Origin of the sequence: Streptomyces griseoaurantiacus, from assembly GCF_036189845.1 — a bacterium.
GTDB lineage: Bacteria > Actinomycetota > Actinomycetes > Streptomycetales > Streptomycetaceae > Streptomyces > Streptomyces griseoaurantiacus.
Genome location: NZ_CP108326.1, coordinates 1,168,101 through 1,189,641, shown reverse-complemented (window position 1 = coordinate 1,189,641; position 21,541 = coordinate 1,168,101). Strand labels below are relative to the sequence as shown.

The 21,541-nt window shown below is 74.6% G+C and carries 22 protein-coding genes; 10 read left to right on the top strand and 12 right to left on the bottom strand.

Features of this window, described 5'->3' with window-relative positions:
* Positions 1-148 precede the first annotated feature (148 nt).
* Positions 149-1,033 (bottom strand): helix-turn-helix domain-containing protein, encoded by an 885-nt coding sequence (locus OHB09_RS05345; RefSeq protein WP_006141537.1) that lies wholly within the window; start codon positions 1,031-1,033, stop codon positions 149-151.
* Positions 1,034-1,227: 194 nt separating this feature from the next.
* Here OHB09_RS05345 and OHB09_RS05340 point away from each other — a divergent pair, with 194 nt between their 5' ends.
* From OHB09_RS05340 to OHB09_RS05330, 3 genes are all read left to right on the top strand, one after another.
* Positions 1,228-1,989 carry an SDR family oxidoreductase gene (locus OHB09_RS05340; protein ID WP_328921671.1) on the top strand — a complete coding sequence of 254 codons (762 nt, stop codon included), beginning with the start codon at positions 1,228-1,230 and terminating at the stop codon, positions 1,987-1,989.
* A 148-nt stretch (positions 1,990-2,137) separates the two neighbouring features.
* On the top strand, positions 2,138-2,290 hold the full coding sequence (locus tag OHB09_RS05335; RefSeq protein WP_328921670.1) for an SCO1431 family membrane protein: 153 nt from the start codon (positions 2,138-2,140) through the stop codon (positions 2,288-2,290).
* A gap of 211 nt (positions 2,291-2,501) precedes the next feature.
* Complete coding sequence (locus tag OHB09_RS05330) at positions 2,502-3,173, top strand: TetR/AcrR family transcriptional regulator (RefSeq protein WP_040895996.1); 672 nt, start codon at positions 2,502-2,504, stop codon at positions 3,171-3,173.
* A gap of 504 nt (positions 3,174-3,677) precedes the next feature.
* On the opposite strand, the gene OHB09_RS05325 is transcribed toward OHB09_RS05330, so the two are convergent.
* Positions 3,678-4,103: a hypothetical protein gene (locus OHB09_RS05325; RefSeq protein ID WP_006141532.1), complete on the bottom strand. Its 426-nt coding sequence runs from the start codon at positions 4,101-4,103 to the stop codon at positions 3,678-3,680.
* A gap of 271 nt (positions 4,104-4,374) precedes the next feature.
* Here OHB09_RS05325 and OHB09_RS05320 point away from each other — a divergent pair, with 271 nt between their 5' ends.
* From OHB09_RS05320 to fxsA, 4 genes are all read left to right on the top strand, one after another.
* Positions 4,375-4,815, top strand: coding sequence for an Lrp/AsnC family transcriptional regulator (locus OHB09_RS05320; RefSeq protein WP_234527817.1), 441 nt, complete (start codon positions 4,375-4,377; stop codon positions 4,813-4,815).
* Between the two features lie 73 nt (positions 4,816-4,888).
* Positions 4,889-6,511 carry an amidohydrolase gene (locus tag OHB09_RS05315; RefSeq protein WP_328921669.1) on the top strand — a complete coding sequence of 541 codons (1,623 nt, stop codon included), beginning with the start codon at positions 4,889-4,891 and terminating at the stop codon, positions 6,509-6,511.
* Positions 6,512-7,081: 570 nt separating this feature from the next.
* Positions 7,082-7,885, top strand: coding sequence for a polyprenol monophosphomannose synthase (locus tag OHB09_RS05310; protein ID WP_006141529.1), 804 nt, complete (start codon positions 7,082-7,084; stop codon positions 7,883-7,885).
* 46 nt (positions 7,886-7,931) lie between these two features.
* Positions 7,932-8,492, top strand: coding sequence for an FxsA family membrane protein (gene fxsA, locus OHB09_RS05305; RefSeq protein WP_167793517.1), 561 nt, complete (start codon positions 7,932-7,934; stop codon positions 8,490-8,492).
* A gap of 163 nt (positions 8,493-8,655) precedes the next feature.
* Here the strand turns inward: fxsA and OHB09_RS05300 are convergent, their stop codons facing one another.
* The 3 genes from OHB09_RS05300 to yczE form a co-directional block, all read right to left on the bottom strand.
* Entirely contained in the window at positions 8,656-9,030 is a 375-nt protein-coding gene (locus OHB09_RS05300) for an RNA polymerase-binding protein RbpA (protein WP_003977404.1), read from the bottom strand.
* 337 nt (positions 9,031-9,367) lie between these two features.
* Positions 9,368-10,135: a glycerophosphodiester phosphodiesterase gene (locus OHB09_RS05295; RefSeq protein WP_191854461.1), complete on the bottom strand. Its 768-nt coding sequence runs from the start codon at positions 10,133-10,135 to the stop codon at positions 9,368-9,370.
* Positions 10,132-10,803, bottom strand: a complete 672-nt coding sequence (yczE, locus tag OHB09_RS05290; protein WP_167793518.1) for a membrane protein YczE — start codon at positions 10,801-10,803, stop codon at positions 10,132-10,134. The genes OHB09_RS05295 and yczE overlap by 4 nt, the downstream gene beginning before the upstream one ends.
* A gap of 136 nt (positions 10,804-10,939) precedes the next feature.
* Here yczE and OHB09_RS05285 point away from each other — a divergent pair, with 136 nt between their 5' ends.
* Positions 10,940-12,439, top strand: coding sequence for an SCO1417 family PLP biosynthesis transcription factor (locus OHB09_RS05285; protein ID WP_328921668.1), 1,500 nt, complete (start codon positions 10,940-10,942; stop codon positions 12,437-12,439).
* Positions 12,440-12,454: 15 nt separating this feature from the next.
* Here the strand turns inward: OHB09_RS05285 and OHB09_RS05280 are convergent, their stop codons facing one another.
* Entirely contained in the window at positions 12,455-14,116 is a 1,662-nt protein-coding gene (locus OHB09_RS05280; RefSeq protein WP_191854463.1) for a hypothetical protein, read from the bottom strand.
* Between the two features lie 36 nt (positions 14,117-14,152).
* On the bottom strand, positions 14,153-14,347 hold the full coding sequence (locus OHB09_RS05275) for a hypothetical protein (protein ID WP_006141523.1): 195 nt from the start codon (positions 14,345-14,347) through the stop codon (positions 14,153-14,155).
* 317 nt (positions 14,348-14,664) lie between these two features.
* On the opposite strand from OHB09_RS05275, the gene OHB09_RS05270 reads away from it, so the two are divergent.
* Together OHB09_RS05270 and OHB09_RS05265 are read left to right on the top strand one after the other, a co-directional pair.
* The gene (locus tag OHB09_RS05270) at positions 14,665-15,057 is read left to right on the top strand and encodes an ankyrin repeat domain-containing protein (RefSeq protein WP_006141522.1); all 393 of its coding nucleotides are present in this window, start codon (positions 14,665-14,667) and stop codon (positions 15,055-15,057) included.
* Between the two features lie 352 nt (positions 15,058-15,409).
* Positions 15,410-16,831 (top strand): hypothetical protein, encoded by a 1,422-nt coding sequence (locus OHB09_RS05265; protein WP_006141521.1) that lies wholly within the window; start codon positions 15,410-15,412, stop codon positions 16,829-16,831.
* A 46-nt stretch (positions 16,832-16,877) separates the two neighbouring features.
* On the opposite strand, the gene OHB09_RS05260 is transcribed toward OHB09_RS05265, so the two are convergent.
* From OHB09_RS05260 to OHB09_RS05240, 5 genes are read right to left on the bottom strand one after another with little or no spacing between them, the layout of a single operon-like run.
* Entirely contained in the window at positions 16,878-17,747 is an 870-nt protein-coding gene (locus OHB09_RS05260; RefSeq protein WP_328921667.1) for a 5-oxoprolinase subunit C family protein, read from the bottom strand.
* Complete coding sequence (locus OHB09_RS05255; RefSeq protein WP_006141519.1) at positions 17,744-18,391, bottom strand: 5-oxoprolinase subunit B family protein; 648 nt, start codon at positions 18,389-18,391, stop codon at positions 17,744-17,746. The genes OHB09_RS05260 and OHB09_RS05255 overlap by 4 nt, the downstream gene beginning before the upstream one ends.
* Entirely contained in the window at positions 18,388-19,140 is a 753-nt protein-coding gene (locus OHB09_RS05250; RefSeq protein WP_006141518.1) for a LamB/YcsF family protein, read from the bottom strand. Before OHB09_RS05250 ends, OHB09_RS05255 begins: the two co-directional genes overlap by 4 nt.
* Positions 19,141-19,187: 47 nt before the next feature.
* Positions 19,188-20,009, bottom strand: coding sequence for a putative hydro-lyase (locus OHB09_RS05245; protein ID WP_319351937.1), 822 nt, complete (start codon positions 20,007-20,009; stop codon positions 19,188-19,190).
* Positions 20,006-21,340 (bottom strand): MFS transporter, encoded by a 1,335-nt coding sequence (locus OHB09_RS05240; protein ID WP_328921666.1) that lies wholly within the window; start codon positions 21,338-21,340, stop codon positions 20,006-20,008. Before OHB09_RS05240 ends, OHB09_RS05245 begins: the two co-directional genes overlap by 4 nt.
* Between the last annotated feature and the right edge of the window lie 201 nt (positions 21,341-21,541).

Sequence of the window (21,541 nt, the reverse complement as noted above, 5' to 3'; positions counted from 1 at the left end):
CCTCGTCAGGGTGTGCGGGATCGACCGGCGATTGCTTCTCGACGCTGTGCGCTACGTGCAGCGATTGACGCGGGGTTCACGCCGGATGTCGCCAATATCCCCTTCGGGGCAACCCGCCAAAGGATTCCGGCGGTATCACTCCGGCCCGCTAGGGCGTCGGCCCGGCGGACTCCGCGTCGGCGGACCCGGCTTCGGCGGCCCGCGGGGTGCGCGTGGCCGACAGGGAGGCGAGGAGCCGCAGCTTCTCGTCGCTGTCGCTGTCCTTGTCCGGGTAGTAGAGGACAAGGAGAACCCCGCCGACGGGCAGTTTGTCGCGGTGCAGGCGCAGTTCACCGACCGTGGGGTGGTCGACCGTGGCCGTGCCGCCCTCCAGGGTGCGCACGTCGTGCCGGGCCCACAGGGTGCGGAACCGCGGACTGGACAGGGCCAGTTCGCCCACGAGTTCGACGAACCGCGGGTTGTCGGTGTCGTCCCCGACGGTGGTGCGCAGGGCGGCCACGATGCCGGCGGTCGCCTTCTCCCAGTCCCGTTGGAAGGCCCGCTCCTCGGGGTCGAGGAGCAGGGAGCGCAGCCGGTTCTCACCGGGCCGCAGCCGGGGCGAGAGCGCCACGGCCATCGGGTTGGACGCCAGGACGTCGAAGGCGCGCCCCTCGACGAACGCGGGAATCGTCAGGTGCGCGAGCAGCTCGTGCACCCGGGCCGGCACCCGCTCGGGCCGCCGGGGCCGCGCGGCGCGCGGGCGTGCGGCCGTGAGGCCGAGCAGATACGTCCGCTCCACCTCGTCGAGCCGCAGGACGCGGGCGAGGGACTCGAGGACCTGGGAGGAGGGGTTGCGGTCCCGGCCCCGTTCCAGGCGCAGGTAGTAGTCCGGGCTGATCCCGGCGAGCAGGGCGACCTCCTCGCGGCGCAGCCCGGGCACCCGCCGGGTGCCACCGGGCGGCAGTCCCGCCTGCTCGGGGGTGACCAGCTCGCGCCGGGCGCGCAGATACGCGCCGAGCCGATTGCCGGATTCCTCGTCCTTCGTGCCACCCATACCGACACGGTAACGCCGGGTGCGGGCCACGAGGGGGGCCCTGTCGGGACCAGGGAGAACGAGGGCTCTGCCACCTCCGGGGCGGCCCGCCCAGACTCGTTCCGTGCCGTCCGTCCCGGATGGACGGCCCCCGTACCGAACCCCTCGCGCCACCGCCCCCGGCGGGTGGCGCCCCGCACGAAAGGGAGGATCCCGTGGATCTCTCCGACCGCACCGTTCTCGTCGTCGGCGGCACCTCCGGCATCGGACGCGGGCTCGCCCGCCGCTTCGCCGCGGCCGGCGGCACCGTGGCCGTCGCCGGCCGCAACCCGAGCGCTCTTGAGGAACTCGCCGCGGAGGGCTTCGGCACGGTCGTCCTCGACGTCACCGACGACACGTCCGTCGCCGGGGCCCGGGACACCGTGCTCGCCCGGTACCCGGAACTGGACACCGTCGTGACGATGTCCGGCGTCATGGTCATGGAGGACCTGCGCGACCCCGCGCACTTCGAGACGACCCGGACGACCGTCGAGACCAACCTCCTCGGCACCGTCCGGGTCCTCGACGCCTTCACCCCGCACCTGGTCGGACGGGGCGCCGGCACCTTCGTCACCGTGACCTCCGGCATCGCGTTCCTGCCCTTCCCGCCCATGCCCGGCTACGCCGCCTCGAAGGCCGCCGTGCACGCCTACTCCGAGGCACTGCGCGCCCAGCTCGAGGGCACCGGTGTCGACGTCGTCGAACTCGTCCCGCCCGCCGTCGCCTCGGCGGGCCAGGAGAAGGTGAACCCGAACGCACTGCCGCTCGACGACTACCTCGGCGAGGTCATGGACCTGTTGGCGCAGGAGCCCACCCCGCGCGAGATCCTCGTCGAGGGGGTCCTCGGGCACCGCTTCGCCGAGCGCGACGGAACGTACGAGGCGCTCGTCGCCCAGCGCTCCCGGGCGCTGTCGATGCTGCCCTCCTGGCAGGGCTGACCGCGGGGGCGGGCCGGCGCCACGCGGCCGGCGGGCGCGGCCTGTGAGCAAGCTCTCGGCAGCGCCCGCCGCATCCGGTGGCATGGTGGACTGCACGGTGGGGGGAAAGTCCGTGTCCGCCGCACGAAGAAATCACCTGCGAGAAGCCATGACCGCACTGTCTGCCGCCGCCGCCGCCGCCCGCCCGCACGCCCGCACCGGCGGGCCGAAGGACGAGCGCCCCGCCCACCTCGAGCACGTCCTCGGCTGGACGCTCGTCGTCGTCCTCGCGATGCTCGTCACGCAACTCGGCCTGCTCTGAACGCGGCGCGGCCCGCTGTCCACGTGACTCGGCCCGCTGTCCACGCGACTGGGCCCGCTCCGAGCGCAGCTCGGCCCGCTCCGGTCCAAGGGAGCGCCGCGCGGCGAACCGGCCCCCGATCGTGGTCCGGTGATCGGAGTCGAACATGCGGGCGGGGTGGCTCTGCCATACTGCCGCTGTCCCGCCCGACCGCTTCAGACATGGGCCGAAATTGACGCACAGTCAGCAGCGCGACACCGCACGCCCCCGGGCGCGCGGGACCGACCGTTCCGTGGCGCGTCGCGCCGAACTCATCGCCATCGGCCGCACGTTGTTCTCCGACACGTCCTACGACGCGCTCTCGATGGACGACATCGCCCGTCACGCGCAGGTGGCCAAGGGGCTGATCTACTACTACTTCGAGTCCAAACGCGGCTACTACCTGGCGATCATCGAGGACTCGGTCGCCGGCCTGGTCACGCGCGCCGCCGAGGGGCAGGACCTGCCGCCCACGCAACGGCTGCACCGTACCCTCGACGGCTATCTCCGCTACGCCGAGCACAACCAGGCCGCGTACCGCGCGATCGTCAGCGGCGGCGTCGGCTTCGACGCCCAGGTCCAGGAGATCCGGGACGGTGTCCGCGAGGCCATGATCCAGGCGATCGCCGAGGGCGCCTACGGCCCCGGGCGGATCGCCCCGCTCGCGCGCATGGGACTGCTCGCCTGGCTGTGCAGCGTCGAGGGCGCGACCCTCGACTGGATCGACCGCCCCGGACTGCCCCGGGAGAGGCTGCGGGAGCTGCTGGCGAAGATGCTCGGGGGCACACTGCGGGCCATCGAGGAACTGGAGCCCGCGCATCCGGCGCCCGCCGCGGCGCGGCGGGGCGCGGGCGCGCGCGACTGAGACGGCACCGGGCGGGGCCGCTCGTGCCCGGGGCGAACGGAGCCGTCAGGAACGCGGCGGAACGGCGGCCGGTTCGGGCTGCCGTACCCGCCCCGAGCCGTGCACCGTGCCCCCGGGCTCGCGCGGGACGGCCGGGGGAACCCACGTTGCCTCGTAGGCGCCCGGGGCCGTGCTGCGCGGGGGCGCCGTCAGACGGGTCCACTCCGGGTCGTGGCGGCCGGGGAGGGTGCGGCCGCGGTCGGCCCAGGCGCGGATCAGGGCGCGGTAGATGGGAGGGTCCTGCGGCTGAGGAGGGGCAGGCGGAACCGATGCGGCCGGGACCGGCAGAAACACCCGTCGGCGATGGCCGGTCACTGAGGACGTGGGGGTCATACCGGGCAAACGCGCGAGCGGACGGCCGGGTCACCGCCCCGGACATTCGCCCGTGTGTCCACCACCGGGCCCGTACGGGTCACCTCACCTGTACGGGCGGTACCTGGTTCCGTCCCCGCCGCGGTACGGCGGTCAGGCGGCCTCTCGGCGCATCGACGGGACGCTGATCGGGCGGGAGCCCGGGCCTCCGACGTGGGAGAAGGGCTGCGTGCGCCAGTCGAGGCCCTGGGGCAGGGTCAGCAGGAGAGCCGTCTCCTGCTGCTGCGGCCGCAGGGACTCGTCCGCGGGGCGGGCCTCGTCCGCCGGGCGGCCCGTGCCGGCGCACACGGTGAGTCCGAAGGGGTTCCACGGCGAGGCGCACAGCGCGTGCTCGGGCAGGACCTCCTCGTCGGCGAGCAGCGCGATGGGCTGCGCGCAGTCCGGGCAGACGACCCGGTACATCTCGAACGTGTCGTACGCGTCGAACTCGTCGTCCGGTTCGACGCCCTCCGGCTCGGGCTCGCTCACGGACTTGAGCCGCTTGGGCACGGAACGGCCAGGGCGCTTCACACTCTGCATGGGATTCTCCCCCTAGGGCTGGGCCGATCAGGCGCTACGGCCTCGACCACAGCAAGCACTTCCCGCCCCGCCCGCCGGGTAATCACGAGGACATCACGAAGCCTGTCCGGGAATTGTGGCGTTCGTCACATGCCGCCCGCAGATGCCGTGACGAGGTTCCGTCCGGGACACGCCCGCCCGCGCGTACCGGACCCGGCGCAGGTCACGAACCGGCATGACCTGCGCCGCCGAGCTGTCCCGGGTGATCGGCGGCACTGTAGGTTCTTGCGCCATGGAGGAGCTGGACCGACAGATCGTGCAGCTGCTCGTCAAGGACGGGCGGATGAGCTACACCGACCTGGGCAAGGCCACGGGCCTGTCCACGTCGGCCGTGCACCAGCGCGTGCGCCGGCTGGAGCAGCGCGGGGTCATCCGCGGCTACGCCGCCGTCGTCGACCCGGAGGCGGTGGGACTGCCGATGACCGCGTTCATCTCCGTGAAGCCCTTCGACCCCAGCGCTCCCGACGACATCGCGGACCGGCTGGCCGACGTCCCCGAGATCGAGGCCTGCCACAGCGTCGCGGGCGAGGAGAACTACATCCTCAAGGTGCGCGTCGCCACCCCGCACGAACTGGAGGAGCTGCTGGCCCGCGTGCGGACCCTGGCCGGTGTCTCCACCCGCACCACGGTCGTCCTGTCCACTCCGTACGAGGCGCGCCCGCCCCGCATCTGACCCGCCGCTGCCCGCGTGCGCCGACGGCCACCCGAGGTCCGCCCCGTCCGGGGGCCGCGCGACACTGTTACGCATGAGTGAGCGCACCCCCGACCCGCAGACCGTCCTCCTCCGCCGCGGCGAGGTCCACAGCCCCGCCGACCCGTTCGCGACCGCGATGGTCGTCGAACGCGGCAAGGTCGCCTGGGTCGGCTCCGAGGGTGCCGCCGACGCCTTCGCGGACGGCGTCGACGAGACCGTCGACCTCGACGGCGCACTCGTCACCCCCGCGTTCACCGACGCACATGTCCACACCACCGCCACCGGCCTCGCCCTCACCGGGCTCGACCTGTCCGCCGCCCCGACCCTGGACGCGGCCCTCGCCCTGGTCCGCGCGTTCGCCGCCGCCCACCCCGCCGACCGCGTCCTGCTCGGGCACGGCTGGGACGCGGCCCGCTGGCCCCAGGGCCGGCCCCCGGCCCGTGCCGAACTCGACGAGGCCGCCGGCGGCCGCCCGCTCTACCTCTCCCGCATCGACGTCCACTCCGCCGTCGTCACCACCGCCCTGCTCGACCTGACCCCCGGTGTCACCGGCCTCGACGGGTACGCCGACGGCCCGCTCACCGGCGAGGCCCACCACGCCGTACGCGCTCTCGCCCTGGGCGCGCTCACGTCCGCCCAGCGCACCGAGGCCCAGCGCGCCGCACTCGCCCACGCGGCCTCGCTGGGCATCGGCTCGGTCCACGAGTGCGGCGGCCCGGAGATCTCCTCCGAGGAGGACTTCACCGGACTGCTCCGGCTCGCCGCCGAGGAAGCCGGCCCCCGCGTGGTGGGCTACTGGGCCGAACAGGGCGAGGAAGGCGTGGCCAGGGCGCGCGAACTGGGCGCCAGGGGAGCCGCCGGCGACCTCTTCGTCGACGGCGCCCTCGGCTCGCACACCGCCTGCCTGCACGAGCCGTACGCCGACGCCGCCCACCGCGGCACCGCCCACCTGGACGCCGCCTCCGTCGCCGCGCACGTCGTGGCCTGCACCGAGGCGGGCCTCCAGGCGGGGTTCCACGCCATCGGCGACGCCGCCGTCACCACGGTGGTCGAGGGCGTCCGCGCCGCCGCCGAGAAGGTCGGCCTCGCCCGCGTGCGGGCCGCCCGGCACCGCGTCGAACACGCCGAGATGCTCACCCCCGAGACGGTCGCCGCCTTCGCCGAACTCGGCCTCACCGCCTCCGTGCAGCCCGCGTTCGACGCCCTGTGGGGCGGCGAGGACGGCATGTACGCGCACCGACTGGGAGCCGAACGGGCCCGCACCCTCAACCCCTTCGCCGCCCTGCTGCGCGCCGGAGTGCCCCTGGCGCTCGGCTCCGACAGCCCCGTCACCCCGCTCGACCCCTGGGGCACGGTCCGCGCGGCCGCCTTCCACCGCACCCCGGAACACCGCGTCTCGGTGCGTGCCGCGTTCACGGCGCACACCCGGGGCGGCTGGCGGGCCGTCGGCCGCGACGACGCGGGCGTCCTGGTGCCCGGCGCCCCCGCGGACTACGCCGTCTGGCGCACCGGGGAACTGATCGTCCAGGCCCCCGACGACAGGGTCGCCCGCTGGTCCACCGACCCCCGCTCCGGGACCCCCGGCCTGCCCGCCCTCACCCCCGGCCGCGACCTGCCGCTCTGCCTGCGGACCGTGGTCGGCGGGCGGACGGTGTTCGTACGGCCGGGCGAGTGATCTCCCCGGGCGCCCGGGTGCCGCGGCCCGCCCCGCACGCTGCGGCGCGACCTGCGTTTCCTCCCCGCTGACCTGCGGCGGGACCGCGAAGCCGCAGGTGGGACGGGTGTTGACAGTGAGCCGCCGGGGGCCGGTAGGTTCTGCCGGGTCCACCACCGTCACGTCCGGCCGGAGAACGTCCGAGAGGTCGCCGGAGCCCGCTGGGTCAGGGATGGCGCGCCCCCGGCGCGCCGCCACCGGGAGCCAGGCCCAGCGTCCGCGCCACGGCGAGGGAATGTTTCGTGCCCGGCCGGCAGGTGCGACCCGGGTGGGGTCCGGCCGCTCAGTAGACAACGGCTTTCGGTCGATCCGCAGCCAGCGGTTCCCAGGTCGGCCCGAAGGGCCGCCGGGCCCCCAACCCGTTGCCCGCGACGGTCGCGGAAGCGGCCCGGAACGGGTGGACGACACCTGAGGACGCGCACCCCTACCCACTTTCTGTCCGGCCGACACCCCCGTGGGCCTGTGCTGTCGCGTCCTTCCAGGCAGTGGCCACTATGGTGGTGCCCTGCGTACGGACATGAAGGGGATGCAGTGAACGACGGCGAGGGGACCCCCGAGGCGGGAGCCCAGGGAAGACGGTTCGGCCCGCTCGGCACGGCCTTGGTGATCATCCCCACCTTCAACGAGGCGGAGAACATCCGGGCCATCGTCGGCCGGGTGCGCAAGGCCGTTCCCGAGGCGCACGTCCTTGTGGCCGACGACAACAGCCCCGACGGCACCGGCAAGCTGGCCGACGAACTGGCCGCCGAGGACGACCACGTCCAGGTGCTGCACCGCAAGGGCAAGGAGGGCCTCGGCGCCGCCTACCTCGCGGGCTTCCGCTGGGGCATGGAGCACGACTACGGCGTACTGATCGAGATGGACGCCGACGGCTCGCACCAGCCCGAGGAACTGCCCCGGCTGCTCACCGCGCTCAAGAACGCGGACCTGGTGCTCGGCTCCCGCTGGGTGCCCGGCGGCCGTGTCGTCAACTGGCCCCGCTCCCGCGAGATCATCTCCCGCGGCGGCAGCCTCTACTCCCGGCTCGCCCTCGACCTGCCGCTGCGCGACATCACCGGCGGCTACCGCGCGTTCCGCCGCGAGACCCTGGAGGGCCTCGGCCTCGACGAGGTGGCCTCCCAGGGCTACTGCTTCCAGGTCGACCTCGCCCGCCGCGCGGTCAAGGCCGGCTACCACGTGGTCGAGGTGCCCATCACCTTCGTCGAGCGGGAGTTCGGCGACTCCAAGATGAGCCGCGACATCCTGGTGGAGGCCCTGTGGCGGGTCACCTCCTGGGGCGTGGGGGAGCGGGTCGGCCGGCTCACCAAGCGCACGGAGCCCAAGTCCTCCGGCTGATCACCCCCTTACGCCGTTCTGAGCAGGCCCCAGGCACACTGGAACCATGACGTCTGGTGCCTCGACTCCCGCCGCCCCCGCCCGGCCCCGCCGCTCGCGCCTGCGCACCTTCCTGCCGCTCGGCCTCGCCGCGTGGCTGGTGCTGGAGATCTGGCTGCTCCTGCTGGTCGCGGACGCGGCAGGGGGCATCGCCGTGCTCCTGCTGCTGCTCGCCGGGTTCCTGGGCGGCGCGGCGGTGGTCAAACGGGCCGGGCGCCGGGCCTTCCGCAATCTCAGCGAGTCCCTGCAGCGCGGCGCGCCCCCGCAGAGCGGGGGCGCCAACGGCCTGACGATGCTCGCCGGTCTGCTGCTCATGCTGCCGGGCCTGCTCTCCGACGCGGTGGGCCTGCTGTTGCTGGTCCCGCCGGTCCAGAAGGCCGTGAGCGCCTACACGGAGCGCACGATCGACCGCAAACTGCGCGCCACCGTCCCCGGCTCCTTCGGCGACGCCTTCGAGCAGGCCCGGATGCACCGGCCCGACGGCAAGGTGGTCCAGGGCGAGGTCATCAGGGAGGACCGCCCCGGCCCCCGGGACGGCGGCGAGGACCGCCCGCCGCTCACGGGCTGAGCGCGATCACCCCTGCCGCGAGCCCCGGCCGGCCACCGCCGAGTGGCTGGCCTGAGCCCGGGGAACGCCGCACGCACGAGAGCGCGGGTGCCGTACGTTCTCACGTACGGCACCCGCGCTCTCGTGTGGTGTCCGCTGTGCTACCGCCCGATCCCCGTGGGGATCATGCGGACTTGCGGCTGTCGCGCGGATGGACCGCGATGTTCATCGCACCGGACCGCAGGACGGCCAGCCGCTCCTCGAGGACCTCTTCGAGCTCCTCGCGAGTGCGCCGTTCCATCAGCATGTCCCAGTGCGTACGGGCGGGCTTGGCCTTCTTCTCCTCCGGGCCGTCACCGTCCACCAGGAGTGCCTGGGCCCCGCAGACCTTGCACTCCCACTCCGGCGGGATCTCCGCCTCGACCGAGAAGGGCATCTCGAATCGATGCCCCTTCTCGCATGCGTACTCCACGGCCTGGCGCGGAGCCAGGTCGATGCCGCGGTCCGTCTCGTAGCTGGTCACCACGAGGCGCGTGCCGCGAAGAGCTCGCTCACTCATGAATCGTGCCTCCCGGGCTTGTCGCCCACAGGACAGGTGTCGCTGTCGTCGTCATCCGGTCAACGTCCGGTCGGCGGTAAAGATTCCCGTCCCGTGTCCCGTTTCGGGTCATGCGTCGCCGTCGTAGCCGCAGCCTTGTCTCCCCATGCAGTACCCAACGGCGCCCGGTTTGTCACATCTGCTCGCAGATGTCACCCAGCGTTGCGTCTTCTCTGACGCGCAGTAACGGTACGCCTGGCAGGCCAAACGCGTACACTACCGCCCTTTGCCCCGGAGCGCTAAATCCGGTCGCCGACGAGTTCCCCCGGCGCGCGGAAACACGCCGCGCCGCGGGGGCTCAGGTCCAGGCGCCCCGTTCCTCGAGGACCGTGCGCAGTACCTCGAGACGGTCGGTCATCAGGCCGTCGACGCCGAGGTCCAGCAGGCGGTGCATGCGCTCCGCCTCGTTCACCGTCCACACGTGCACCTGCAGTCCCCGCGCGTGCGCGCTCCGCACGAACCGGGCGTCGACCACGGGGACGCGCCCGTGCCGCTCGGGCACCTGGACGGCGACCGCCGAACGGCGCACGGCGGCGGGCAGCCCCCACGAGCGCAGCCGCAGCCCGAGCACCCCACGGGTGCCGTACGAGGTCGCGAGCCGGGGTCCGGCCAGCCGCTGGGCCCTGGCCACCCGGGCCTCGGAGAAGGAGCCGAGGCACACCCGGTCCCAGGCCCCGGCCCGCCCGACCAGGTCGAGCAGCGGGAGCAAGGCGGACTCCGCCTTGCAGTCGACGTTCCAGCGGACCTCGGGGAACTCCTCCAGCAGGTCCGCGAACAGGGGGACCGGCTCGCCGCCCGCCACGCGTGCCCGGCGCACCTGCGACCAGGGCAACTCCGCGATCCGGCCCACGCCGTCCGTGACCCGGTCCAGGGTCGCGTCGTGCAGGGCGACGAGGCGGCCGTCGGCCGTGACGTGCACGTCCGTCTCGAGATAGCGGTAGCCGGCCGCCACCGCCCGCCGGAACTGGGCGGCGGTGTTCTCCAGGCCGTCGGCGGCCCCGCCCCGGTGGGCGAAGGCGAGCGGGCCGCGGTGGTCGAGATAGGGGTGGCGTGTCGCGGGGGTCACCGCCGCAGTATGGCGCGCCGGGGGGTACCGGCGGCGACGACGGTGCCTCCCCGGGGCGAGGCCGGGACGGCGCACAGCCGCAGGAAGAGCTGCGCCAGCGGGCCGATGGCCAGCGCGTACAGCACGGTGCCCACGCCGACCGTGCCGCCGAGGAGGAATCCGGCCACCACGACCGCGACCTCGATGCAGGTCCGCAGCAGCCGGATCGACCGGCCCGTCCGCGCGTGCAGCCCCGTCATCAGACCGTCCCGCGGACCCGGCCCGAACCGGGCGGCGATGTACAGGCCGGTGGCCAGCCCGTTGAGGACGACCCCGCCGGCCATCAGCGCGATCCGCGCCCACAGCGCGTGCGTGGCGGGCAGCACGGCCAGCGTGGCGTCCATGGCCAGGCCGACCGCGAAGACGTTCGAGACGGTGCCGAGGCCCGGACGCTGCCGCAGCGGTATCCACAGCAGCAGCACCACGACGCCCACGGCGATCGTCACCTCGCCGATGGTGAGACCGGACCGCCTCGCCAGCCCCTGGTGGAGCACACCCCACGGCTCCATGCCGAGGCCCGCCGAGACCAGCAGGGCGGAGCTCACGCCGTACAGCGCGAGGCCGCCGTAGAGCTGGGTCAGCCGCCGCACGAGACGCCGACGGGGCGGCTCGGAGGGGACGGAACCCACGGGAGGATCGGAAGGAGCGGGCAAAGAGGCGGACAAGGGAAGCCCCCGGGTGGTTGCAGTGGACCGGCGCGTGCCACTCTGTGGCTCGGGGAATCGAACCATCCAGGGCCAATTCCAGGAAGGTGGACCGCTTGTCATGGTGAAGTGGACGTCCGCGGTCGGCGCGGCTCAGCTCGCCCGGCAGCTCGGCTCCCAGCAGGACCGGCCCGCCGGTCCCGGCACCCGCCGCCCGCCCGCCTACCGTGCCCTCGCCGACGGCATCCGGCTGCTGGTCCTGGAGGGCCGGGTTCCGGTCGCCGCCCGGCTGCCCGCCGAACGGGAACTCGCGCTGGCCCTCTCGGTGAGCCGCACCACCGTCGCCGCCGCCTACGAGGCACTGCGCAACGAGGGCTTCCTGGAGTCCCGCAGGGGAGCGGGGAGCTGGACCGCCGTGCCCGCGGGGAACCCGCTGCCCGCGCGGGGCCTCGAACCGCTGCCGCCCGAGGCGCTCGGCTCGCTCATCGACCTCGGCACCGCCGCGCTGCCCGCCCCCGAGCCCTGGCTCACCCGCGCCGTCCGGGGCGCCCTGGAGGAACTGCCGCCCTACGCCCACACGCACGGCGACTACCCGGCCGGGCTGCCCGCGCTGCGCGCGATGCTCGCCGAGCGCTACACCGCGCGCGGCATCCCCACCATGCCCGAGCAGATCATGGTCACCACCGGCGCGATGGGCGCGATCGACGCCATCTGCCACCTCTTCGCGGGACGCGGCGAGCGGATCGCGGTGGAGTCCCCCTCCTACGCCAACATCCTGCAGTTGATGCGCGCGGCGGGGGCCCGGCTGGTGCCCGTCGCCATGGCCGAGGGGCTCACCGGCTGGGACCTGGAGCGCTGGCGGCAGGTGCTGCGCGAGGCGGCGCCGCGACTGGCCTACGTGGTCGCCGACTTCCACAACCCCACCGGCGCGCTCGCCGACGAGGACCAGCGGCGCCGCCTGGTGGAACTGGCGCGTTCGGCGGGCACCGTGGTCGTCGTCGACGAGACGATGAGCGAGCTCGTCCTCGACGAGGGGACCGCGCTGCCGCGCCCGGTGTGCGGCTTCGACCCGGCGGGCTCGACCGTCATCACGGTCGGCTCCGCCAGCAAGGCGTTCTGGGCGGGCATGCGCATCGGCTGGGTGCGGGCCGCGCCCGACGTCATCCGCAGCCTGATCGCGGCCCGTGCCTACGCCGACCTCGGCACCCCCGTCCTCGAACAGCTCGCCGTCAACTGGCTGCTCAGCACGGGAGGCTGGGAACGGGCCGTCGCTCAGCGGTGCGTCCAGGCCCGCGAGAACCGCGACGCCCTGGTCGCGGCGGTGCGCCGAGAGCTGCCCGACTGGGAGTTCGAGGTGCCGCACGGGGGCCTCACCCTGTGGGTCCGCACCGGCGGACTGTCCGGTTCGCGACTGGCGGAGGCGGGGGAGCGGGCCGGGGTCCGGGTCCCCTCGGGACCCCGCTTCGGGGTGGACGGCGCCTTCGAGGGCTATGTCCGGCTGCCGTTCACCGTGGGCGGCGCGGTGGCCCAGGAGGCGGCGAGCCGGCTGGCCGCCGCCGCGCACCTGGTCCGCACCGGGGCGCCGGGGACGACGGAGCCGCCGCGGACCTTCGTGGCGTGAGGACGACGGGCGCGCTCACCCCTCCGCGGCCACCGGTTCCGAGGCCGCGCGGGACCGGGAGTCCTTGGTGAGGCGTCCGGCCTCCTCCGCCCCCGGGGCCTCCGTGCGCGCCGGCAGCAGGGCCAGCACCGCCTCGCGCTCCCGCTCGCCGGTGGCCTCGTCGTACGGGTCCGGCGTGGCCGGCACCTGCAGCCGGTGGACCGGACCGGCGCCGAGCCGGGCGTACCCCCGCCCGGGCGGGACGTCCTTGGTGGGGGTCGTGTGCGGCGGCGCGCCGAGGACCGCCGTGAGCAGGTCGGCGGCGGCCGGTCCCAGCACCACGCGGGCGCGGGTGTGTCGCAGGACCGCTTCCGGGAGCGCGTCGAGGCCGTCCGTGTATTCGGCGTGCTCGGCGTGCTCGGCGCGTCTGGCGTGTTCGGCGTGTTCGGCCACCACCACGGTGACGTTCGCCGCGCGGCCGTGCCGCAGCGGCACCTGCAGCAGCGCCAGCGGGTCCTCGTGCCCGCCGGCCGCGGCCAGGTGACCGAGGGCGACGGGCCGGTCGAGGAAGATCCACAGGGGGCGTCTGACGTCGTCCGGCGCGGGCTGCCCGGCCTGCCGGGCGCGGTTCGCGGCGATCAGCCGGCGCTCCGTCTCGTGGGTCGCCCACCGCAGGCTCGCCACCGCGCCCGCCAGCGCGCACTCGACCGCCAGCACGCCGTCGCGCCCCGTCAGACAGGCGTACTCGCCGGTGCCGCCGCCCTCGACGATCAGCACGTCGCCGTGCTGGAGCGCCTGGAGGGCGAGGGACCGCAGCAGGGTCGTGGTGCCGCTGCCGGGCTCGCCGACGGCCAGCAGGTGCGGCTCCGTGGAGCGCGGGCCGGTGCGCCACACCACCGGGGGTTCGTCGCGCCGCTCCTCGCCGTAGTCGAGGGGAACGGTGCGCTGGACGCCGGTGGGATCGGTGAAACCGAGCACGAGTTCGCCCGGCGCGGTCACGAAGCGCTGGGCGGTGATGTCGGTGGGGAGCGGGGGCAGCACGCACAGCGTCAACTCGTTGCCCTCCTCGTCCCACGTGAAGTGGTATTCGCGCCCCCGGCCGGCCTTGGCCTGCAGCACCTGCTCGATGCGGGCGCGCGACTCGGGCTCGCCGTCGGTGAAGTACGCCGGGTAGCGGACGGTCAGCCGGGAGACCCGGCCCGCCTCGTCGAACTCGTATCCGGACAGGGCCGCCGTCCAGTCGCCCCCGTGCCCGAAGAGGGGGGAGGGGTCGCCGGCCGCCGTGAAGTAGGGGACGAGCGCGTCGTACAGCGCACGCAGCCGCTCGGCCTGCGCCTCGTCGGGGCCCTCCGCCACCGGCACCGCCTGCTCGCGGCCGTGCCAGGCCGCCGCCGCCATCAGTGCCACGAGGGCGAGCAGCGGCCCGTACGGAGCGAGGCCCACCACCAGGAGCACCGCGAGGACGAGGAAGACCAGCGGTCCTCGCCGGTCCTTCGGTGTCTCCGCCCACCTGCGCCGTCCGGCCGCGGCCAGCCGGCGCAGTCCACGGGTGACCGTGATCAGCGGGTGGAGGACGTCGGTGGCGCCGTCCGCCGCCGTCCTGGCCAGCTCCCGGCCGCGGGCGAGCGGTACGGCACCGGTGCCGGTGAGCCGTGCGCTGCCTCGCTTGAGGATGCGGGGGAGGGGGCGGCGGGCCACGTCGTCTCCTGGAGGTACGGGGCGGTCAGGGGAGGGTCAGAAATTGATTCCGCCGAGGAGGCTCGCCAGGCTCTCGCCGCCCGCTTTGATGCTGGGGGCGATCGCGGTGCTCGCCAGGTAGAAGCCGAACAGGGCCGAGACCGTTGCGTGGGAAGCCTTGAGGCCGTCCTTCCTGAAGAACAGGAAGACGATGATGCCGAACAGGACCACGCCTGAGATGGACAGAATCATTTGAGCTCTCCTGGTTGATGGGGACGGTCACCATGAGTTCTTCCAGGATCACAGAATGTATCCATATGACAAAAGGTGCAACTGGGTGATCTCCGGGCGTTTCACCGCTTGTGTGTGTCCGGCGCCTCCGCCCCTCTGCTCGGCATCGTGCCGGGCGGGAGGCCCGGCCCCGTGGCGGACGGCTCCTGGTGATCCTCGCCACGGCGGGCGCAGGTCATGTGCCGTGCCGAGCCAGTACGCTGGCGATTCACCCGTACGGCCGCGCCACGGCCGCCGCACGGGCACCCCCCACGGAGGCAGTGAAAGGTGATGCGGCGATGAGTGAAGCCCCCGACCCGGAGGTCGTGGAGCTCGCGACCAGGATCTTCGACCTCGCCCGGCGGGGCCGCACCGAGGAGCTCGTCGCGTACGTCGACGCGGGCGTCCCCGCCGACCTCACCAACGACCGCGGCGACTCCCTCGTGATGCTCGCCGCCTATCACGGCCACGCCGGCGCGGTCCGCGCGCTGCTGGAGCGCGGCGCCGAGGCCGACCGCGTCAACGACCGCGGCCAGACCCCCCTCGCGGGGGCGGTCTTCAAGAACGAGCGCCAGGTGATCGAGGTCCTGCTGGCCGCCGGCGCCGACCCGAGCCAGGGCACGCCGTCCGCCGCCGACACCGCCCGGATGTTCGGCCGGACCGAACTTCTCGTGCTCTTCGGCGCCAACTGACGGTAATCTCCTGGCCATTCGGGACGAGGGCCGCACCGGCCCGCGCCGTCCCGGACGCGACAGGACGCCGAACGACGGGGGAGGCGGCACCGGGCCGCCGGAAATACGGTCGCGGCAGCAGGACCAGCGAGCCATCATGACGTCGTGATTCACGGACGCGACGGCTGGGCAGGTGTTGCCGCACCGCGCGGACCGTGACCGGTCCGCATGGGCCACCGACGAGAGGCAGAGGAAGATGGTTCACAGCAAGCAAGAGACGGCGGGCGCTCCGACGTGTTGTCACGCGGCCAGGTAACCCAGGCACCACGGTTGCACCCCGGTTGCGTCGACGCTTGATGTGAGGCTGTTTCCCATGTTCGATCCGGTCATAGCGCCCAGCGGTACGCTGCTCGGCCTGCTCCAGCGGGGCCGCGGCGACGGCACACTGCACGCGCTCACCGCCCCGCGCGCCGAGGCGCTCGAGGCACTGAACCACTGCGTGCTGCGCGACCCACGCCACGACTGGCAGGTGGAGAACCGCTCCCTCTACTACGCCCGCCTCTACCTCGACCTCAACGGCGAGCTCGACGCCGTCGAGGCCCACCTCTTCGAACCCGAGGACGTCCTGGACACCGAGGAGTCCCGTACCGGGCTCGCCCTCGCCGTCCTCGGCCACCTCGCCTCCTACGGCAGGCGGGACGCCCTCGCTCTGCTGCGCCGTTACGCGGCCATCGGCAGCAACTGGGCCTGGGCCCTGGACGAGCTGGCGCTGCGCGACGAGGACGAGGCGCTGCGCGCCCTCGCCGCCCCCGTGCTCGCCCGCTTCCCGGCCGGTCCCGAGGGCGAGGCCGAACTCGCCGCCGCCGTGCGCGACGCCTTCGAACCCCGGCCCTGGCGGCTGTGGGCCGAGGACCCCCGCCCTTCCGTCGCCACCCGGGTGCGCGCCGCCCAGGAGGCCGGCAGCTTCGACCGCTGGCAGCGGCAGCTCCGCCCCTCCGGGCCCCGCCCCGGCTGGAGCGTGCGGGCCGTGTTCGACTGGGCCCAGGAGGGCCTCGACCGCGGCGCCGCCCTCCATGTGCCCGCCGCGCGCTGCCTGAGCGCCGTCGCCGGGCCCGAGGACCGGCCCGAGATCGTGCACGCCGCCCGCCACGGCGGCGACGGCGCCCGCTGCACCGCCCTGCGTTATCTGGCCGACGCGGGCGATCCCGCCCTCCTCGACCTGGTCGAGGCCGCCGTCGCCGACGGCGGCACCCTCGTCGCCGAGGCCGCCGTCGCCGCCTTCGAACGGATGCGCGGCGCCGTCGCCGTCACGCGGGCGCGCGGCTGGGTCCACCGGCCCGACCTGCTCGGCGCCGCCGCCGGCCGGATGCTCGCCTGCCACGGCGGGGCACAGGACAAGGACCTGGTGCTCGCCGCCCTGCGTGAGGCCGTGCGCGGCGAGGGACCCGACGCGCCGACCCTGTGGACCCTGGTGGACGGCGCCGGACGCCTCGGCATCGACTGCGCGGCCCCCGTTCTGCGGCACGTCTACCGCGAGACCGCCTCCTCCCACCTGCGCGGCCGGGCCGCCCGCGCCCTGGCCGCCACCGACCCCTCCTTCGCCACCGGCTTCGCCGTCGAGTGCCTGTGGGACTGCGAGGAGACCACCCGCGAACTCGCCGCCCGGCACGCCGAGACCGGTGACGTGCGGGTCGTCGAACGCCTGCGCCGCCTCGCCGCCGATCCGGCGGAGGAGGCCGAGGTACAGACCGCCGTCCGCAGCCGCATCGGACCGGAGGGCCCCCGCCGGGTGTGAGAGGACCCCGCGGAGTCCCGGCTCCGGAGCCAGGGCGGCCCCCGCCTCAGCGGTGCCGCACCGCCACGAAGCGGACCGGGGTGCCCGGGGCGGCCTGGGCCGCGGCCGGCAGGTCGGCGGGGCGGACGACCGCGAGCACCGGGTAGCCGCCGGTGGTCGGATGGTCGGCCAGGAACACCACCGGGTGGCCGTCCGGCGGCACCTGCACCGCGCCGAGCACCATGCCCTCGCTGGGCAGCTCCCCGGACAGCGCCCGCTCCAGGGCGGGCCCCTCCGTACGCAGCCCGATGCGGTTGCTCGCGGAGGACACGCGATAGACGCGCGTGGTGAAGGTGCGCACCGCACGCGCGGTGAACCAGTCCTCGCGCGGTCCGAGCGTGACCCGCAGCACGAGCTCGGCGGGCGGCGCGGGCTGCGGCACGAGGTCCACGCGGGCCGGCGCACCGACCGGCCGGCCCAGGGGGAGCACCGCGCCGGCCGTGAGCGGCGGCGGGCCGAGCCCGGACAGCAGGTCGGTGGAGCGGCTGCCGAGCACCGACTCGACGGCCACCCCGCCGGAGACGGCGACATAGGCGCGCACCCCGGACCGAGCGGCCCCGATGTCCAGCAGGGCGCCCCCCGGCACCCGGAACGGGGCACCCCAGGGCGCCGGACGGCCGTCCACCGAGACCGGGCAGGGGGCGCCGCCCACCGCCACGGTGACCGTCGCCCGTGGTCGCACGGCACAGCCGTCGAGCGTCGTCTCCAGGACCGCCGCGGCCGGCTGATTGCCGACCAGGCGGTTGACGAGGGCCGCCGCGGGCGCGTCCAGGGCGCCCGAGCGCGGCACCCCGAGATGGGCGTGGCCGGGCCGCCCGAGGTCCTGCACGGTGGTCAGCGCCCCGGGGCGGACGACGGCGAGGGCGCGGTCGCTCATGACGGCCCCACCGCGCCGTCCCCCCGGCCGGTCACCGGGACGAGGCGCACCCGGGCCCCCGGACTCAGCAGCGAGGCCGGGACCCGCGTGTGGTCCCACAGGACGACGTCCGTCGTGCCGATGAGCTGCCAGCCGCCCGGCGAGGCCCTCGGGTACACCCCCGTGTAGGGCCCGGCCAGCGCGACCGAACCCGCCGGGACCGCCGTGCGCGGGGTCGGCCGGCGCGGCACGTCGTACGCGGGCGGCAGCCCCGTCAGATAGCCGAAGCCGGGGGCGAAGCCGCAGAAGGCGACCCGGAAGTCGGCCGCGGAGTGGATCCGCGCCACCTCGGTCTCCGGCACACCCCACAGCGCGGCGACGTCCGGCAGATCGGGCCCGTCGTACCGCACGGGGATCTCGATCGCCTCCTGCGTGCGGGTGGCGACCGGCGGCACCTCCCAGCCGGGCAGTTCGGCCGCGAGCCGGCCGGGCTCGTCCAGGCCGTCGAGGAGGACCGTGCGCGCGGCGGGCACGATCTCCCGCACCGTCAGCGCGCCCGCGGCCCGGCGGCGCAGCAGCTCCGCGTGGAGGGCCTGGGCCGCCTCGCCGGAGTCCAGTTCCACCAGCAGGGCCCGGTCGCCGACGGGCAGCGCCCGGACCGTCATGCGAACGCCTCCACCCGTACGCCGGCCTCCTCCAGCCGTGCCCGCACCCGGCGGGCCAGCTCCACCGCGCCCGGGGTGTCGCCGTGCAGGCACAGCGAGCGCGCCCGCACCGGGATGCGGCGCCCCGACAGCGTGGTCACCTCGCCCTCGCGGGCCAGCCCCAGGGACCGTTCGACCACCGTGTCCGGCTCCGTGAGGACCGCGCCCTCGTGTCCGCGCGGCGCCAGCGTGCCCTCCTCGGTGTAGGCGCGGTCCCCGAACGCCTCGGTGACGGTGGGCAGACCGGCCTTCGCGGCGGCCGCCAGGAACCGTGAGCCGGGCAGCCCGAGCACCGGGAGCGCGGCGTCGGCGAGGAGCACGCCCTCGACCACCGCCGCGGCCTGCTCGCCGTCGTGCACCACCCGGTTGTAGAGCGCGCCGTGCGGCTTCACGTAGGCCACGCGCGCGCCCGCCGCCCGGGCGAACACCTCCAGGGCGCCGATCTGGTAGGCGACCTCGGCGGCCAGCTCCTCGGCCGGCACCTCCATCGCGCGCCGCCCGAAGCCGGCGAGGTCGCGGTAGGACACCTGGGCGCCGATGCGGACGCCCCGCTCCGCCGCCAGCGCGCACACCCGGCGCATGGTGGACGGGTCCCCGGCGTGGAAGCCGCAGGCCACGTTGGCGCTCGTGACGACCGACAGCAGGGCCGCGTCGTCGGTGAGCCGCCAGCGGCCGAAGCCCTCGCCGAGATCGGCGTTCAGGTCGATCATTTTCTCTCCTGCCCGGGGGCCGGTGCCGGCCCCCGGCTCTCCGGGTTTCAGGCTACGCGGTACTGCTCGTCGCGGGCGTCCGTGAGGAACATCTGCCCCGGGGCGTGGGTGAGCGCGAACGGCGGCCGGGAGGCCATGACGGCCGCCTGCGGGGTCACCCCGCACGCCCAGAACACCGGGATGTCGCGCGGCCGCAGCCCCACCGGCTCCCCGAAGTCGGGCCGGGCGAGGTCCTCGATGCCGAGCACCGCGGGGTCCCCGCAGTGCACCGGGCTGCCGTGCACCGCCGGGAGCAGGCTGGTCTCCCGGATCGCCGCCGAGAGGTGCTCGGGTTGGACGGGGCGCATGGAGACCACCATCGGGCCGTGCAGCCGTCCGGCCGGACGGCACTGCCGGTCCGTCACGTACATGGGCACGTTGCGGTCCTGTTCGATGTGGCGGAGCGGGACCCCGGCCTTCGTCAGCGCCGACTCGAAGGTGAAGCTGCAGCCGATCAGGAACGACACCAGGTCCGCGCGCCAGTACGCGGTGACGTCCGTGGGCTCGTCCACCAACTCGCCGTCCCGCCACACCCGGTAGCGCGGCAGATCGGTCCGCAGGTCCGCGCCCTCCGCGAGCACGGTGGCCGGGGAGCCGGCGTCCGTGACGTCGAGGACCGGGCAGGGCTTCGGGTTGCGCTGGCAGAACAGCAGGACGTCGTAGGCCCAGTCGGTGGGGACGGAGATCAGATTGGCCTGGGTGTGCCCGAAGGCGACGCCCGCGGTGGGGCCGGCGAGCCCCGCGCGGAAGCGGGCGCGCGCGGTGGCCGGGCTCCACGCGTGCGCGTGCGGTGCGAGAGCGGTCACGGGGCGGTCCTGGGTGCGGTTCACCGCAGTTCCTTTCCACGCGTCTCCGGGAGCCCCAGCAGCGCGAGCGCCGCGAGGCCGTAGCCGAGGGCGCCGAAGACCAGCGCGCCGCCCACACCCCAGCTGTCGGCGAGATAGCCGACCAGGGTGGGGAAGACGGCGCCGACGGCGCGACCGGTGTTGTAGGTGAAGCCCTGGCCGGTGCCGCGCACCGCCGTCGGGTACAGCTCGCTGAGGTAGGAGCCGAAGCCGCTGAAGATGGCCGACATGCAGAAGCCGAGCGGGAAGCCGAGGATCAGCAGCAGCGTGTTGGCGCCGTCGGGGATGTGGGTGTAGGCGAGGACGCAGACCGCCGACAGCACGGCGAACAGCCAGATGTTGCGCCGGCGCCCGAGCCGGTCGGTGAGGTAGCCGCCGGTCAGATAGCCGGCGAAGGCGCCCGAGATGAGGAACGTCAGATACGAGCCGGTGCCGACCACCGACAGGCCGCGCTCCGACTTCAGATAGGTCGGCACCCAGGTGGCCAGTGTGTAGTAGCCGCCCTGGACGCCGGTGGAGAGCAGTCCCGCGAAGACGGTCGTGCGCAGCAGCCCGGGCTCGCCCGCGGTACCCGGCCGGAAGATCGCCGCGAACGAGCCCTTCTCCGTGCTCTCCCGGCGGACGGCGGCCGCCTCGGGCGCGTCCTGCACCCGGCGCCGCACCCACAGCACGAGCAGCGCGGGCAGCGCGCCGGTCCAGAACATCACGCGCCAGGCGAGGTCGTCGCCCGCGAAGGAGAAGACCAGCGTGTAGACGAGGACGGACAGTCCCCAGCCGACGGCCCAGGAGCTCTGGATCGCGCCCAGGGTGCGGCCCCGGTGCCGGGCGCTCGCGTACTCGGCGACCAGGATCGCGCCGACCGCCCACTCGCCGCCGAAACCGAGCCCCTGGAGCCCGCGGAAGAGCAGCAGGGTCTCGTAGTTGGGCGCGAAACCGCAGGCCACGGTGAAGACCGCGTACGTGAGCACGGTGATCATCAGCGCCTTGACGCGGCCGATCCGGTCGGCGACGACACCCGCGACGGCGCCGCCGACCGCGGAGACCACCAGGGTCACGGTGGTGATCAGTCCGGTCTGGCCGCTGTCCAGGCCGAAGTAGGCGGCCAGGGCCACCATGCTCAGCGGGAGGGTGAAGTAGTCGTAGGAGTCGAGGGCGTAGCCGCCGAACGCGCCCCCGAAGGCGCGCCGGCCGCGCGGTCCGAGGGCACGCCAGAAGGCGAGCGGACCCTCGTCGGCCACCGGGGTGCCGGTGGCGTGTCCTTCGCCGGGGCGGGGGTCCGTGGTGGAGGGGGCGCGGGAGGGAGGAGTCGTGCTCATGGGCACCTCGCGGTAAGGGGACGGAGGGTGCGGTGGAGCGGGTGGAGCGGGTGGAACGGCCGAGCGGCTGGAGCGGTCGAGCGGGCCGGGCGAGGGAGTCGAACAGCGGGCCGGGCGGTGCGTGCCCTCGGGGGCCGCTACTCAGGAAGGTAGAGGATCGTTCAACGATCCTTCAATACCCATGTCGCCTTGTTCTTGCAC